This window comes from Mesorhizobium comanense (genome assembly GCF_005503535.1).
GTDB classification, from domain to species: domain Bacteria; phylum Pseudomonadota; class Alphaproteobacteria; order Rhizobiales; family Rhizobiaceae; genus Mesorhizobium; species Mesorhizobium comanense.
Window position 1 is genome coordinate 139082 of sequence record NZ_SCNN01000004.1, and the last position, 14811, is coordinate 153892.

Here is a 14811-nt window from a genome sequence, read left to right on the forward strand (position 1 = left end):
GCCAGGCCAGTCCAGCCGGCGAGCGCCGCGGTTTGTCCCTCACCGATCGCTCATCCGATCCCCCGGCTCAGTATCCGAGCAAGTTCAGCAATGCGCCGGTCAACCCGATCACCCCAAGGCCGATCAGGGCAAGACCGGCGATCCTGGCCCTCACCCGCTCGCTGCCAAGCTTGACGCCCGGGGGACGCATCACCCGTCAGCCGGCGGCAGGGGCCGGCTTCGACAGGTCTCCCGAGATGGCGCCGGCGATCCGCACCAGCTCGGAGCGGGCGATCACCAGGGTCGCGGTGTTGCGGCCTGTGCCGCAGACCACTTCTTCCAGTTCGAGGACGTTGCTGTCCATGAACACGCGGGCGCCGTTGATCGGCAGCGGGACGATGCCGCCGACCTCCATGTCGAGCCTGTCGCGGACAAGGTCGGCGTCGGCCATGCGCATCTCCGCCCGTCGCTCCCCGATCGCGCTGGCGATCTTCTTGTAGTCGGCGCGATCGGCGGCGCGAAGGGCGACGAGCGCGAGGCTGTCATCGGCGCAACGGAACACCAGGGTCTTGACCATGTTGCGAGGGTCGAGGCTCAGGATCTCCTTTGCGTCCTCGAACGAGATCAGCGGCCGGTGCGTCACCACGGAAAATGCCGCGCCTCGTTCTTCGAGATAGCGTTTGACCAAAGGGCTCATGCGTCGGCCAGTTCTCTGTTCAATGCCGCCGGGGCCATGTCCATCCACCGGAAGCGCGCCGTGAAATGCCTCAGGACCGGTGGTTCATATTCGAAGTCCAGTCCCTTTATATCGCCGGCGCGCGCGGCGACGGCAATCAGTGCCTCGGCTATATAGTCCATGTGATCGTTGGTGTAGACGCGTCGCGGGATGGTCAGGCGCAGCAATTCGAGAGGCGACGCCTCCTGCTTTCCGGTTTTCGGGTCGCGGCCCAGCATCAGCGAGCCGATCTCCACGGCGCGCACGCCGGCTTCCAGATAGAGCTGGCAGGCGAGCGCGTGTGCTGGAAACTGCTCGGGCCTGATATGCGGCAGGACAGCCGTGGCATCCACGAACACGGCATGGCCGCCGGTCGGATACTGGATCGGAACGCCGGCGCTGCGCAGCCTTTCGCCGAGATAGGCCACCTGCCCGATGCGGTAGGCGAGATAGTCGCTCTCGACCGCCTCTTCGAGCCCGATGGCGACCGCTTCCATGTCACGCCCCGCCAGGCCGCCATAGGTGATGAAGCCTTCCATCGGAACGCATCGGGTCTGGACGGCGCGAAACAGGTCTTCGTCCTGGCGAAAGGCGCAGAGGCCGCCGATATTCACCAGCCCATCCTTCTTCGCCGACAGGGTCAGCATGTCGCCATAGCACATCATCTCGCGCACGATGTCGCGGATCGAGCGCTCGGCATAGCCGACCTCGCGTTGCTTGATGAACCAGGCGTTTTCGGCGAAACGCGTGGCGTCGATGATCATCGGGATGCCCATTTCGCGGGCATATCCGGAAACGGTGCGCAGATTGGCCATCGACATCGGCTGGCCGCCGGCGCTGTTGCAGGTGATGGTCGCGATGATGCCGGCAATGTTCTGGCGGCCATGGATCTCTATCGCGTGGAGCAATTCCGCCAGGTCGAAATTCCCCTTCCAGTCGTCATGCCTGGCCGTGTCGAGGGCGGATTTGGTCAGCACGTTGACCGCCTTGGCGCCAGCCAGCTCGACATGCGCTTTCGTCGTGTCGAAATGGTAGTTCGACAGGAAGACCGGCGTCGCCGAGCCCCGCCGCTTGATCATTTCGGGAAACAGGATCTGTTCCGCGCCGCGCCCCTGATGGGTCGGGATCGTATAGGGATAGCCGAACAGCCGCCCGACGGTTTCCGCCAGCCGATAGTAGTTGCGGCTGCCGGCATAGGCCTCGTCGCCCAGCATCAGCCCGGCCCATTGGCGATCGCTCATCGCGCCCGTGCCGCTGTCGGTGAGCAGATCGATATAGACGTCTCCGCTGCGCAGGAGGAATGGGTTCAGCCCGGCCTCCCGCAGCGCGGCCTCGCGATAGGGCCGCTCGGTCATGCGGATGGGTTCGACCATCTTGATCCTGAATGGCTCCGGCGTACGTTTCATGACGGCATGCTCCTTCGTTGCGGCGCATGGCTGCGCCGGTTGGGTTGGTTCATGTATGGAGTGAATGGATGCGGCCTCGTCACAGCCGCGACAGAATGCCCGCTACATGGCGAAGGCGGCCTGATAAGCACCGGGAGTAACACCGATGCGCGCCTTGAATGTGCGGATGAGATGGGCCTGGTCGGCAAAGCCGGAAGCGGCAGCAACATCGGCCGGCTCATGGCCTCGCCGCAACATCGCCTTCGCGGCATCCACGCGCCGGTTGATCAGGTAGGCATGCGGCGTGAGGCCGGTGTCGCGCTGGAAAGCAGCGATCAGCCGCTGCCGCGGCAGCCTGGCTTCCCTGACCAGTTCGGCAAGGGTCAGTTTTTCGTCGAACCGTTCGCTCATGACCGCCGCCGCGCGCGCCACCGGTCCCTTTTCGACGCCGGCCGGCTTCAGCGCCACGCGCGCATGCCGGGACAGGCAATGGCGATAGCTGCGCAGCATCAACTCTTCGGCCTCCAGCGGACACTGGTTGGCCTCCCAGGCGCGATGCGCCTCGAAGAACAGGGCGCAGCCCTTGAGGTCGTTGACGACGGGTTCCGGAAACGAAGGCGTGCCGTGAATGCCGCTCCCCGTCATTTCCGAGGCGATGTCGACGATCAGACCGGCCTCGGGATAGCTGACCCGATAGCTGTAGCCCTCATTGCTCGGAATGCCGTCATGGACGTCATGCGGATTGTAGAGGGTCAAGTCGCCGGCGCCGGCGAAATGCTGGGCGCCGCGGATGAACACGCTGGCCTTGCCGCTGAGCAGCGCCCCGATCACATAGGTTTCATGCGCATGGGGAGCGTACTGATGCTGGCTGAACGAAGCCGTCAGGCATTCCACGCCGGTGGTCGGCGCGGTGAAATAACGGGCGTGCTCTTTCGCGTTTCGCGCGCTCACTGCTTCGCTCCCTGAACAAGCTTACTGAGCTCGAACTATCACAGGCAAGAGCAGCCGGATTGAAGAAAAATACCGCAGGCCGGCGAACCACCGGCCTGCATGTCTTGCGCGATCGAGGCAGGCCGGTTCAGGCGACCCTGACCACGAAATGCTTGGTCGCCGGCTCGACGATCTTCCAGGTGCCCTTGAAATCGGCTTCGACGACGAAAGCGTCGCCGGGACCGACTTCGACCGGCGTGCCGCCATCGGGGGTGATGATGATGCGGCCGGCGATCATGTGCACGAATTCATAGTCGGTGTAGGTCGCATGGTAGGTGCCGGGGGACGCGCGCCAGGTGCCCGACATCACCTTGCCGTCCTCGGTCGTGTGCTGGACGGCAGTCTGCATGGTCGGGTGGCCCTCGACCACGACCCAGCCGGGCAGGTCGCCGGCTTCCGCGTGTTCGATCGCGCCGAATTTGAGGATCGTCTTGTTCGTCATGCCGGGCTCCGTTTTGCTGCATGTGTCCGAAGGATCGGATAGCCGATGCCCATGACGGGAGCAATGCATGGGCCATGAGGCCAGAGGCTTTTGCGCCTCCGGCACGGCCTGGTACCCTGCCCCGGCAGCCCTACGGCTTGTGCCGGGCCGAGACCAATTCCGCCTTGCGCCGCGCCGTCTCCAGCCCGAGCCCGATGAAGCCGCGCGCGTGCCTGGCGAGCGCCATGTTGTCGGTCCACAGATTGCGCCAGATCGCGGTCTTCTTCGACAGGTTCTCGTCGACGATCTCCGACGAGAAGGATTCGAAGCTGAGGTCGTCGCTGTACCCTATGGCCGTCAGCGCATCGAATATGCCGGCGAAGTCGATGTTGCCGGTTCCAAGGAAGCCGCGATGGCTCTCGCCGATATGGACATAGCCGATCTTGGCTGCGGCATGGCGGATGGCGAGCCCGACATCGGCCTCTTCGATGTTCATGTGGAAGGTATCGAGATGCAGGAAGATGTTGTCCGAGCCGGTGTCCTCGATGAAGGCAAGCCCCTGTGCGGCGGTGTTGAGCAGGTTGCTTTCGAAGCGATTGACGATTTCGAGATTGAGCGTGACACCTGCCGCCTTGGCCGTCTCGGCGACCTTGGCAAGCGTTGCGGCGCTGCGGTTCCATTGATCGCGTGTCGGCGCCTCGACCTGCAGGCCATGGCTCGTCGACAAGATGCCGGCGACCTTGCTGCCGCCAAGGTCGCGCGTCAGCGCGATGGTCTCATTGAGGATTTCGACGCCGCGCGCGGCGACAGCCTTGTCGGCGCTCGATATGTCGCCATCGGTGGGCAGCCCGATGCTGATCGCCACGCCGAGGCCGAGACCGGCGATGCGCTTGGCAAGCCCGCCGATATCGACGTCGGCGGGGTCGAGATAGGAGAATTCGATCAGGTCGAAACCCGCCTCCCTTGTATTGGCCAGCGTGCGTTCGAGCTCGTTCTGCGCCGAACTCGCCGACCAGACGAAAGAATGGATTCCGATGCGCGACATGATCGTCTCCGGTTAACGGGCAGGAAGGAAAAAGCGCGGCCGGATCAATCCGGCCGCGCCCGTGTCGGATGGATCAGCGGGCCGCGGTCCAGCCCTTGTAGTCCTTGAGGTTCTCGGCCGTGATCAGCTTGGGATCGAGCAGCACGGTGGCCTCGGCCGGCTTCTTGCCGGCCAGCAGCTCGGCCGCCATGGTCAGCGACTGGCCGGCCATCACATAGGGATCCTGCGAGGCCGACGCCTTGATCATCGACTTGCCGGAGGAGAGCTCCTTTTCGATGTCGGGGGCGCCGTCGACCGCGGTGAAGATGAACTCCGAGCGGTTGAGCTGCTTGGCGGCGAGCTGGGCGCCGATCGCCGTCGGATCGTTGATGGCGAACACAGCGTCGATCTTGTCGAAACGGGTCAGCAGCGCCTGGAACACCTTCAGGCCGCCGTCGCGCGAACCTTCGGCGTTCTGGTCGTCGGACAGGATCTTGATGTCGGGATGCTGGGCGAGCACGTTCTTGCAGCCCTTGACCCGCTCCAGGATCGACGACGAGGCCGGGCCGTTGAGGATGACGTAGTCACCCTTGCCGCCCGTGTGGTCGACCAGATACTGGCAGGCCTCCTCGCCGGCCTTGACGTTGTTGGTCATCACGGTGACGTCGGCGCCAGGCGCCGAAACGTCGAAGGCCGCGACGATGATGCCCGCCGCCTGCGCCTTCTTCACAGCGGGCGCGATCGCCTTGGCATCGACAGCGTTGAGCATGATCACGTCGACGCCGGCGGCGATGAAGGAATCGACCTGCGAGACCTGCTTGTTGAGATCGTAGTCGGCCGATACCGAGGTCACCTCCACCTTCGGATTGATCTTCTTGGCCGCGTCCTCGATGCCCTTGATGGTGGCGACGAAGAACGGGTTGCCGAGCAGGCCGACCGAGATGCCGACCTTGTTGAGGTCCTTGGCCGATGCCGGCGCGATGGCGACAGCCGCGAACGCGGCGCCGCAAAGCAGTTTGGCGATGGTCTTCATTACGCTTACTTCCTCCTGATGCCTCGCGCCTCTCGCGTTGCGTTACACAAGCCGGTCGTTGATGCCGGCGACCAGGTCACTCACGTTCTCGCCCCTGCCTGGAGTCTGTAACGGTCGAGGGCGACCGCCACGATGATGACCAATCCCTTGATGATGTACTGCCAGATGTCCGAAACGCCGGCCAAGATGAGCCCGTTGGACAGCACCGCGATGATCAGGCCGCCGATCAGCGTGCCCCAGATCGAACCGACGCCGCCGACGAAACTGGTGCCGCCAAGGATCACCGCCGCGATGGCGTCGAGTTCATAGCTTTGCCCGAGTTGCAGGCCGTTGGCCGCGTAGAGCCTTGCGGCCGACATGGCGCCGCCAAGGCCGGCGAGCAGGCCCGAAACGCCATAGACGAACAGCAGCACCAGCGGCACCTTGATGCCGGTCAGCCGCGCCGCCTCGGCATTGCCGCCGACGGCGTAGATCCAGGTGCCGAGCACGCTGCGTTTCAGCACCAGCCAGGACAGCACCACCACGGTGAGCGCGATGATGACCAGCCAGGGAATTCCGAGGACCGAGCCGTTGCCGATGAAATCGAACGGCAGGTCCGAATTGAACACGGTCGTATCCTCGCCGAGCAGCCGGGCGATGCCGCGCACGGCGGTCAGCGAACCCAGCGTGACGATGAAGGGCGGCAACCTGATATAGGCGACGAGCAGCCCGTTGATCAGCCCGAAGCCGAGACCCGCCAGAATGGCCGCCGGCACGCCGAGCAGCCCCCAGTCCGGCACCAGCGACACCAGCACCGCCACCATTGCCGCGGCGGCGAGAATGGAACCGACGGACAGGTCGATGCCGCCGGTGAGGATGACGAAGGTCATGCCTGCCGCGAGCACGATGTTGATCGACGATTGCTGCGTGACGATCAACAGGTTGGTGCCGGTCAGGAAGCGTGGATTGATGAACTGGAAGCCGGCGGCAAGCAGGATCAATACGGGCAGCATGCCAAGCGCGGCGAAAGCGGTGCGCAGCCGCCGGCTTCTGAGCGCCGCCTGGTCCCCGCTCGTCACCGTCGTTTTGTCGCTCATTTCTGGGCCGCTCCCGTCGCAAGTTCCATGATCGCCTCCTGACGAAGCGGTTCGCCCTCGGATGCCGTCACCTCGCCCGCGATGGCGCCGTCACGCATGACCAGCACCCGGTCTGCGACACCGATCACCTCGGGCAGTTCGCTGGAGATCATCAGGATGGCGATGCCCTTGTTGGCGAGACTGTCGATCAGCCGGTAGATTTCGGACTTGGCGCCGACATCGACGCCGCGCGTCGGTTCGTCGAGGATGACGACCTTGGGCTCGGTCTCCAGCAGCCGGGCGAGCAGCACCTTCTGCTGGTTGCCGCCCGACAGCGAGCCGGCATTGGCCTGCGCCGACCGGGTGCGGATGGAGAGATCCGCGACGGCCTTCGCCGCGCGCCTGTCGGCGGCCGCGAAGTCGCGGAATCCGCCGGTTCGCGCATCGCGGCTCAGCACGCCCATGCTGATGTTGTCGGAGATCGACATGTCGAGGAACAGGCCGAGTTCCTTGCGGTCCTCGGTGAGATAGGCGATGCCGGCGTCGAGCGCCTCGCGAGGTGAGCCGATGGTCACGGGCTTGCCCTCGAGTTCCAGCGTGCCGGCGCTGCGCCTGTCCGCGCCGAAGATCAATCGTGCAAGCTCGGTGCGGCCGGAGCCGACGAGGCCCGCCAGCGCCAGAACCTCGCCCTTGTGAAGGTCGAACGAACAGTTCTTCAGCAGCCGCCCGTCGGACATGCCGCGTACAGAGAGCGCGACGGCGCGCTTCGCGTCCGGCGGACGATGATCCTTCTTGTAGAAGGCCGAGAGATCGCGCCCGACCATCATCGCGACGAGCCGTGAGGCGCTGAGGTCGGCGCGCTCCAGCGTGCCGACATAGCCGCTGTCGCGCAGCACGCTGACGCGGTCGGCGAGCTGGTAGACTTCTTCCATGCGGTGACTGATGTAGATGATGGCGATGCCTTGCGCCTTCAGCGTTGCGATCACCTCGAACAGGCGGTCGGTTTCGCGCGAGGTCAGCGACGTCGTCGGCTCGTCCATGACGATGATGCGCGCATTGGTCGACAGCGCCCGGGCGATCTCGACCAGTTGGCGCTCGCCAAGCGACAGGCTGGAGACCAGGGCGCGCGCGGAAAACGACACGCCGAGCCGCGCGATGATTTCACTGGCGCGCCGATGGCACTGCTCGCGGTCGACGATGCCGAAGCGGCGCGGCTCGTTGCCGAGGAAGATGTTCTGCGCCACCGTCAGGTTGGGCGCCAGCGACAGCTCCTGGTAGATCACCGCAATGCCCGCGGCTCGCGCCTTGATCGGGTCGCCGGTCGTGGCGGGCACGCCGTCGATAAGAATTTCGCCTCCGGCATCCGGCCGATAAGCGCCCGACAGCACCTTCATCAACGTCGACTTGCCGGCGCCGTTCTCGCCCATCAGCGCATGCAGTTCGCCGGCATGGACCGAGAGCGACACATCCTGTAGGGCGCGGATCGCACCGAAGGTCTTGGAGATGTGGTGCATCTCCAGCACCGGCCGGCGTGCCGCGCTTGGCTGGGCCGCCACACTCATCGCGCACCGCCCGCCGCTTTGGTGGCGCTGTCATGACCGGCGACGCGGTCGCGCCAGGCATCGCGATAGGCGGCAAGGCCGTTGAAGCGTGCGGCATGCGCCGGCCCTGGCGGCTCGGCGGCGAAGTCACGCCCCAAGCTCTCGAAGGCGAGCGCGGCGGCGCCGGTCGCACTGCCCTCCAGCGAAGCCCCCTGCAGGAAGGCCTGCCCCAGGCGAAGCTGCGCCAGCAGCCCGGCGAGCAGGCCGCCAGTGTTCAGCCCGCCATCGACGATCACCGTGTTTTTCGAATGGATCAGGTCAAGGCAGAGATCGATCATCATCGCCACATAGAGCAGCGCCGCGGCCGCGCGTTCGCCCGCGTCGGGCTCGCGGCCGACCAGCCGGCCCGGGTGGTCCGGCATCGGCCCGCCCGGCGCGAAGCTCGGCAGCGCCATGATGTCGGCGTCGAGCGCCTGCTGCACCGAGCCTTGCGGGATCTCGCCTTGCCAGCCGCCGCTGATGACGGCGAATTCGCGCCCGCCCATGAAGCGGATGGTCGGCACCGGGCCGCCATCGACATCGACATTGACCAGCATGTCGCGCTCGCGGTCGAGTGCGTCCAGCGGACAGTCGGGATTGAGCACGACCACCCATGTGCCGGTCGACACGACGGTGAGCGAACCAAGCGCCTGCCGGCGATAGGTATGCAAGGCCGCATTGGAATCGTGAACGCCGTTGTGGATGGCGATCGGCCGCGAAGCACCGCCAAGGCGCCGTTCGCCGATGACCGCGCCGGCGCGTTCGAAGGCCGGCATCCGGCCGCGCCACCCCTGGGCATCGACAAGCGAGGAGAAATCGCGCCTGCGCGGCGCCCAAAGGTGCGAATGGCAGCCGAGATAGGACACTTCCGAAACGGCTCGGCCACCGAGCCGCCAGCTCCAGTACTGGGGATAACCGAGGATCGAGCTTGCCCCTGCGAACGCGTCGGGGTCGACCTCCTGCAGCCACAGCATGTGACGGCCATAGTTGAAGCCGAGCGGCAGGCGCGGCGAGAAGGTCTCGGCGAAATCCGGAATGCGCCGGTCGATCCGCGCCGCGATTTCGGTGGGCGGCTCCTGCTCGTAGTCGAGGATCGCATGCGTCAGCGCCTTGTCGTCGACAAGGGCGAAGGTGCACCCATGGCCCGAGACCGTGACCCCTTCCACGCCATGGCTCTCCGCCGCGTCGGTGACCGCGCCGAGGGCCCAGTCGTGGAGGCTGGCCTCGTCGAGCACGCTGAAGCCGGCCTGATCAATCCATTTCGGCTGGGTGCGGCGCTCGTCGAGGATGCGACCGTCCTGGCCGAAGACGAACAGCTTCGAATTGGTCTTGCCGAAGTCGAGCACGGCCACTTTCACGGGACGGCTCCCGAGGCGGAAGCGATCCGCACCATGACGCCGGCATCCTCCAGCATGCGTGCGTCGGCATCGGAGAGGCCGTCATCGGTCACCAGCGTGCCGATGCGCGACCAGGGCAGCGCGACATTGCGGGCGTGGATCGACAGTTTGCGGCTGTCGGCCAACACCACGATCTGGTCGGCGCACAGGCTCAGGTCGATGATGGAGCGCACCAGCAGCGGATGCGATTCCAACACCCCTTCCTGGTTGAGGCCCTGTGCGCCGAGAAAGAATTTCGAGGCATAGAAGGGGCTGGCCTGGGCCAGCGAATGAATGATGCCGGGCTCGCGATGCAGGTCGCCGCCGGCAACCGTCAGACTGCAATGGCCATGGTCGCTGAGATAGGCGGCGAGCGGCATCGAATTGGTGTAGAGCCGTATATTGCGGTCGGCGAGCTTGACACCGAGATGGAAGCAAGTGGAGCCGCCATGCACTATGACGGCATCGCCGTCGCTCACCATGGTCGCCGCGACACTTGCGATCTGCCGCTTTGCCTCGACCGCGAGGTCGCGGTTCTCGTCATAGGGCCGGGCATAGGCCACGCCGCCTTGGGAGGCGCCGTCGAGCGCCGAGATGCCGCCATAGACCTTGCGGGCCTCACCGGCCTCGTCGATCCGGTCGATATCGCGCCTCACCGTCGCCGCCGATACGCCAAGCCGCTCCTGAAGCTCGCGCACCGAGGCGAACGGACGATCCCGCAAGAGCTCAACGATCTGACGCTGGCGGCCGGAGTCGCTCAATTATTTTCCTCCCAAATGCCATTTTCCATGGCAATTGGTGCAACTTACTCAACATCAGTTGGATTGCAAGCGGGTTTTGACGATAGTAGATCACTATTGACGCAGATCACTCGCATCTGCGATATCAGCGCCAATCCCGCCTGGCGGCGAGATTTCGTGCAAGCGTAGGAGAAGAAGGCGTCATGGCAATCCAAGCTGACGCGCGGGAAATGGCGGCCCTGCGTGCGCTTTCGGCCGACATTGGCAACGACCCGCATATGACGCAGGCAGCGGGCGGCAATACCTCGCTGAAAGCCGGCGACACTTTGTGGATCAAGGCATCCGGCACCTGGCTGAAGGATGCCCTCGCCGATGATATCATGGTGCCGGTGGCGATGCCGCCGCTGCTGAAGGCCGTCGAGGAGCGCGATCCGGCAGCGGAAAAGCCGCAGGCATTCGCCATCGAGGCGCTCAACCCGCGCGGCTTGCGCCCGTCGATCGAGACCACGGTGCACGCCCTGATGCCGCAACGCGTGGTCCTGCATGTGCACTGCGTCGACACGATTTCGCTTGCTGTGCAGGCCGACGGCGAGGCCGAGGTTGCCAGGCGGCTCGGCGGCATCGAATGGGCCTATGTGCCTTATTTCCGGCCGGGCCTGCCGCTCGCTCGCGGCATTGCCGAAAAGCTGCGGCCCGGCGTCGACGTGCTGATCCTCGGCAATCACGGGCTGGTCGTCGCCGCCGAAACCGTCGCCGAGGCGGACGCGCTGCTGCACCGCGTCCGATCGCTGCTGGCACGGCCGGCGCGTGCGACTGTCGCGCCCGACATCACGGCCCTGACGACGCTTGCCGGGGGCAGTGCCTACCGGTTGCCAGCGGATCTCGAAGCGCACGCCGTCGCGCTAGATCCAGAGAGCCGCCGCATGGCCGAAGCCGGCAGCCTCTATCCCGACCATGTCATCTTCCTCGGCCAGGGATCGGCCGTGGCGAGGCCGGGCGAGACTATAGCCGGCGTCACGGCGCGGCTCGGCGCGCCGCCCGTCGCGGTGCTGTTTCCCGGCGCCGGCGTGCTGATGCGCGCTGACGCCAGTGCAGGCGCCGACGCCATGCAGCGCTGCCTTGCCGATGTCACCGCGCGCGTCGATGGTAAAGCGCGGCTGAACTATCTCACCGCCGCCGAGAACGATGAACTGGTCAATTGGGACGCCGAGCAGTATCGCCAGAAGCTCAATGCGGCCGGCGCGGCCTAGCAAGGGACGGACGGCATGACGCCACTCGTCGTCGGCATCGACATCGGCACCTCCGGCGCCCGCGCCGTCGCCATGCGCCAGGATTTTTCCATTGCCGGCCAGGCCGCTGTTCGGCTCGACAGGTTCGGCCAGAACCCCCGCGAGCCCCTGATATGGTGGCAGGCGGTCCAGGCGGCGTTGGCGGAGCTTCTTACGGGCATCGACCGCACCGCTGTCCGCGCCGTCGCCGTGGATGGCACATCAGGCACGCTGCTGCCGGTCGACAGCGATGGGCGGCCCCTGGCCGAGCCGCTGATGTACAATGACAAAGTGGATGACGCCGATATCCTGGCCATCATCGCCCGCGAGGCTCCGGAAGCGAGTGCCGCCCACGGAGCGACCTCCGGCCTCGCCAAGGCCTTGCGGTTCCAGCACCTGCCCGGCATCAGCCGCATGCTGCACCAGGCGGACTGGATCGCCGGAAACCTGTCCGGACGGTTCGATGTCAGCGACGAGAACAATGCGCTCAAGACCGGCTACGACGTCGAAGCGCGCCACTGGCCGGACTGGATCGCCGCCACCGGCATGCGCATGGATCTGCTGCCGCGCATTGTCGAACCGGGCGATGTCACCGGCCCCCTGAGCGCGACGGTAGCAGACCTGTTCGGCCTGTCGCGCGACGTGGCCGTGGTCGCCGGCACCACGGATGGCTGCGCCTCGTTTCTTGCAACCGGTGCGGCGGCGGTCGGAGACGGCGTCACGGCACTGGGATCCTCGCTGACCATCAAGATCCTGTCCGACCGGCCGATTTCGGCGCCGCGATTCGGCATTTACAGCCACCGGCTGGGCGATATGTGGCTGGCGGGCGGGGCGTCGAATTCCGGCGGCAAGGTTCTGGCTCAGCATTTTCCGCTCGCGCGCATCATCGAACTCAGCGCCGCGATCGATCCCACGACCGAGACCGGTCTCGACTACTATCCGCTCGGTACACCGGGAGAGCGCTTTCCGATCGCCGACCCGGCGCTGCCGCCTCGCCTTTCGCCTCGTCCGGCCAGCGACGCCGACTATCTCAAGGCGATGCTGGAAGGCATGGCTTCGATCGAGGCGCTTGGCTACGGCAGGCTGGCGGAACTTGGCGCGCCGGCGCTGACATCGGTGAGGAGCGTTGGCGGCGGCGCCGCGAACCCGGCCTGGACGGCGATACGGCAACGCAAGCTCGGCGTCGCTTTTCTGCCCGCATTGTCGGACGAGGCCGCCGCCGGTACCGCGCGGCTGGCGCTCAAGGGCGCGAGGAAGGCAGGGCTTGCATGAGTGCGAAAGAGATCGAACGCCTGGACGGCATCGGCTTGCTGGCTGAGCGCTATCAGGTCTTCCTGCTCGACCAGTTCGGAGTGCTGCACGACGGCCAGGCCCCCTATTCCGGCGCGGTGGAGGCCCTGTCGGCGCTCAAGCGCGCGGGCAAGACCGTGGTGCTGATTTCCAATTCGGGCAAGCGTGCCAGACCCAACGAGGATCGCTTGCTGACACTCGGCTTCGAAGCTGGAAGCTGGGATCACTTTGTTTCGTCCGGCGAGGTGGCGTGGCGGCGCTTTGACGGGATGGCGGCAGCCGGAGCGTTACGGCCCGGCACGAAATGTCTGCTGATCAGCCGCGATGGCGATCGCAGCGCGATCGAGCGCCTGCCTTTCATAATGACGGGAACAGGCGAGGATGCCGAACTGGTATTGATCTCGGCCAGCGAGGGAGATCGTTACGATCTCGAGCACTATCGCCGACTGCTGGCCCCGGCTGCGGCGCGCCAGGTGCCGTGCTTCTGCACCAATCCGGACAAGATCATGCTGACTTCGGTCGGCGCCCGCTTCGGCGCCGGCGAGATCGCCGATCTCTATGAGAATCTGGGCGGCAGCGTCACCCGCATCGGCAAGCCCTATCCGGCGATCTTCGACGCGGCGCTGGCCCTGGCCGGCGAGCCGGACCGTGCCGGCGTGGTCTGCGTCGGCGACAGCGTCGAGCATGACATAGCCGGCGGCAACGGCGCCGGCATCGCGACAGCGCTGGTGCTGGGCGGTATTCTGGCGGACAGGTCGGATCTCGCCGCTGTGTTCGACGAGCACGATGCCTGGCCCGACTACGTCACCACATCTTTCAGCTTCCGCTGACCGCCGCAAGCATCCGCTTGGCGCTTTCCTCATCAGTGATCAGGATCGTCGGCGCGATCAGGCTCATGGCGCCGAGTAGCGCCTCGGTCTTCTCCTCGCCGCCGGAGGTGAGAATGCGGATCGGCGCCTTGCGCAGCCGGTCGACATCCACCGACATAACGTGGTTGTTGACGGGATGGTCGACGAGATCGCCATTGCGGTCGTAGAAATGGAACAGGAGGTCGCCGACGGCGCCTCGTTCGAGCAAGGCCTCCCGGTCTGCTTCCCGCAGAAAGCCGCCGCGTGAGAACGTCGTGGCCGAGGCGATGCCGCCTACGCTCAGCAGAACGGCATCGAGCGAATCGGCCATTTCGAAAACCTCCTGCAGGCCGCAACGTTCGACCAGCGCGATCTTGGTCTCGACGCTGTCGACGACGGCCGGCGTCGGCATCAGATAGCCGTCGCCCTGGAATATCTGCGCAAAGCGCCAGGCGAATTCGGCGGGGTTGACCCGGCGCGCGACGCCGACACCGCCAAGCAGCGAAATCACCTTGAAGTCGCTAAGCGATTTGGCGCTGATGAACGGCAAGGTGTGGAATAGCGTGTTGCCCCAGCCGACGCCGACCTGCATTCCGGATTTCATCGCGTCGGACAGGAACATGCCGGTCTTGGCCGCGATTGCCGGGATCGGATCGGCGCTGGCCGCCGTAAGCGGCGCGACCAGCGCCTGCTGCAGGCCGAACGTCTTTTCCAGCGCGCGCTCCAGTCGCACGATCTCCAGCAGCTCGCTCTCGATGGTGATCTTCACCTCGTTGCGCGAGCGCGCCTCGGCCAGCATGCGCACGATGGTGACGCGGCCGACGCCGAGCACGTCGGCGATCTCGTTCTGCGTCATCTGCTCGACGAAATACATCCAGGCGGCGCGAATCCGAAGGCGGTCCGTCCGGCTCTCGCTGACGACCTGCTCGGACATATCGGCCCGATCGTTCTCGCTATCGCTTTGCCGTCGCCTGCCCAATTGTCTCTCTCCCCGCGGCGACGGACGAGCCCCCGCCGATTCTCCATGCTGGTCTAATATCGCCTATTGATCTACCAATCGAGAGGAACAATGTAGGGTTGACGGTCGGCGTCCACCGGCCGCGATCA

General features: G+C 65.6%; 14 protein-coding genes. 3 read left to right on the plus strand and 11 right to left on the minus strand.

Features of this window, described 5'->3' with window-relative positions; translation table 11 throughout:
- Window positions 1-196: 196 nt before the first annotated feature.
- The 10 genes from FFS37_RS09440 to FFS37_RS09485 all read right to left on the minus strand — a co-directional run bounded on the left by FFS37_RS09440 (window position 197) and on the right by FFS37_RS09485 (window position 10319).
- Window positions 197-676 (minus strand): aminoacyl-tRNA deacylase, encoded by a 480-nt coding sequence (locus tag FFS37_RS09440; protein ID WP_137930678.1) that lies wholly within the window; start codon window positions 674-676, stop codon window positions 197-199.
- Window positions 673-2100, minus strand: a complete 1428-nt coding sequence (locus tag FFS37_RS09445) for a tryptophanase (protein WP_137930679.1) — start codon at window positions 2098-2100, stop codon at window positions 673-675. The genes FFS37_RS09440 and FFS37_RS09445 overlap by 4 nt, the downstream gene beginning before the upstream one ends.
- 102 nt (window positions 2101-2202) lie before the next feature.
- Entirely contained in the window at window positions 2203-3030 is an 828-nt protein-coding gene (locus FFS37_RS09450; protein ID WP_137930680.1) for an AraC family transcriptional regulator, read from the minus strand.
- A 127-nt stretch (window positions 3031-3157) separates the two neighbouring features.
- Window positions 3158-3511, minus strand: a complete 354-nt coding sequence (locus FFS37_RS09455) for a cupin domain-containing protein (protein ID WP_137930681.1) — start codon at window positions 3509-3511, stop codon at window positions 3158-3160.
- A 130-nt stretch (window positions 3512-3641) separates the two neighbouring features.
- Window positions 3642-4535: a sugar phosphate isomerase/epimerase family protein gene (locus FFS37_RS09460; RefSeq protein ID WP_137930682.1), complete on the minus strand. Its 894-nt coding sequence runs from the start codon at window positions 4533-4535 to the stop codon at window positions 3642-3644.
- Between the two features lie 73 nt (window positions 4536-4608).
- Window positions 4609-5547, minus strand: a complete 939-nt coding sequence (locus tag FFS37_RS09465) for an ABC transporter substrate-binding protein (RefSeq protein WP_137930683.1) — start codon at window positions 5545-5547, stop codon at window positions 4609-4611.
- Window positions 5548-5627: 80 nt separating this feature from the next.
- Window positions 5628-6623 (minus strand): ABC transporter permease subunit, encoded by a 996-nt coding sequence (locus tag FFS37_RS09470; RefSeq protein ID WP_137930684.1) that lies wholly within the window; start codon window positions 6621-6623, stop codon window positions 5628-5630.
- Window positions 6620-8164: a sugar ABC transporter ATP-binding protein gene (locus FFS37_RS09475; RefSeq protein WP_137930685.1), complete on the minus strand. Its 1545-nt coding sequence runs from the start codon at window positions 8162-8164 to the stop codon at window positions 6620-6622. The genes FFS37_RS09470 and FFS37_RS09475 overlap by 4 nt, the downstream gene beginning before the upstream one ends.
- Window positions 8161-9540 (minus strand): acetate and sugar kinases/Hsc70/actin family protein, encoded by a 1380-nt coding sequence (locus tag FFS37_RS09480; RefSeq protein ID WP_137930686.1) that lies wholly within the window; start codon window positions 9538-9540, stop codon window positions 8161-8163. Before FFS37_RS09480 ends, FFS37_RS09475 begins: the two co-directional genes overlap by 4 nt.
- On the minus strand, window positions 9537-10319 hold the full coding sequence (locus FFS37_RS09485; protein ID WP_137930687.1) for a DeoR/GlpR family DNA-binding transcription regulator: 783 nt from the start codon (window positions 10317-10319) through the stop codon (window positions 9537-9539). Before FFS37_RS09485 ends, FFS37_RS09480 begins: the two co-directional genes overlap by 4 nt.
- 182 nt (window positions 10320-10501) lie before the next feature.
- On the opposite strand from FFS37_RS09485, the gene FFS37_RS09490 reads away from it, so the two are divergent.
- From FFS37_RS09490 to FFS37_RS09500, 3 genes are read left to right on the plus strand one after another with little or no spacing between them, the layout of a single operon-like run.
- Window positions 10502-11548: a class II aldolase/adducin family protein gene (locus tag FFS37_RS09490; RefSeq protein WP_137930688.1), complete on the plus strand. Its 1047-nt coding sequence runs from the start codon at window positions 10502-10504 to the stop codon at window positions 11546-11548.
- Window positions 11549-11563: 15 nt separating this feature from the next.
- A complete protein-coding gene (locus FFS37_RS09495; protein ID WP_137930689.1) occupies window positions 11564-12838 on the plus strand; it encodes an FGGY-family carbohydrate kinase in 1275 nt (424 codons plus the stop codon).
- Window positions 12835-13686 carry a TIGR01459 family HAD-type hydrolase gene (locus FFS37_RS09500; RefSeq protein WP_137930690.1) on the plus strand — a complete coding sequence of 284 codons (852 nt, stop codon included), beginning with the start codon at window positions 12835-12837 and terminating at the stop codon, window positions 13684-13686. The genes FFS37_RS09495 and FFS37_RS09500 overlap by 4 nt, the downstream gene beginning before the upstream one ends.
- On the opposite strand, the gene FFS37_RS09505 is transcribed toward FFS37_RS09500, so the two are convergent.
- The gene (locus FFS37_RS09505) at window positions 13673-14638 is read right to left on the minus strand and encodes a sugar-binding transcriptional regulator (protein ID WP_171026227.1); all 966 of its coding nucleotides are present in this window, start codon (window positions 14636-14638) and stop codon (window positions 13673-13675) included. The two genes, FFS37_RS09500 and FFS37_RS09505, sit on opposite strands and share 14 nt — an antisense overlap.
- Window positions 14639-14811: the final 173 nt, after the last annotated feature.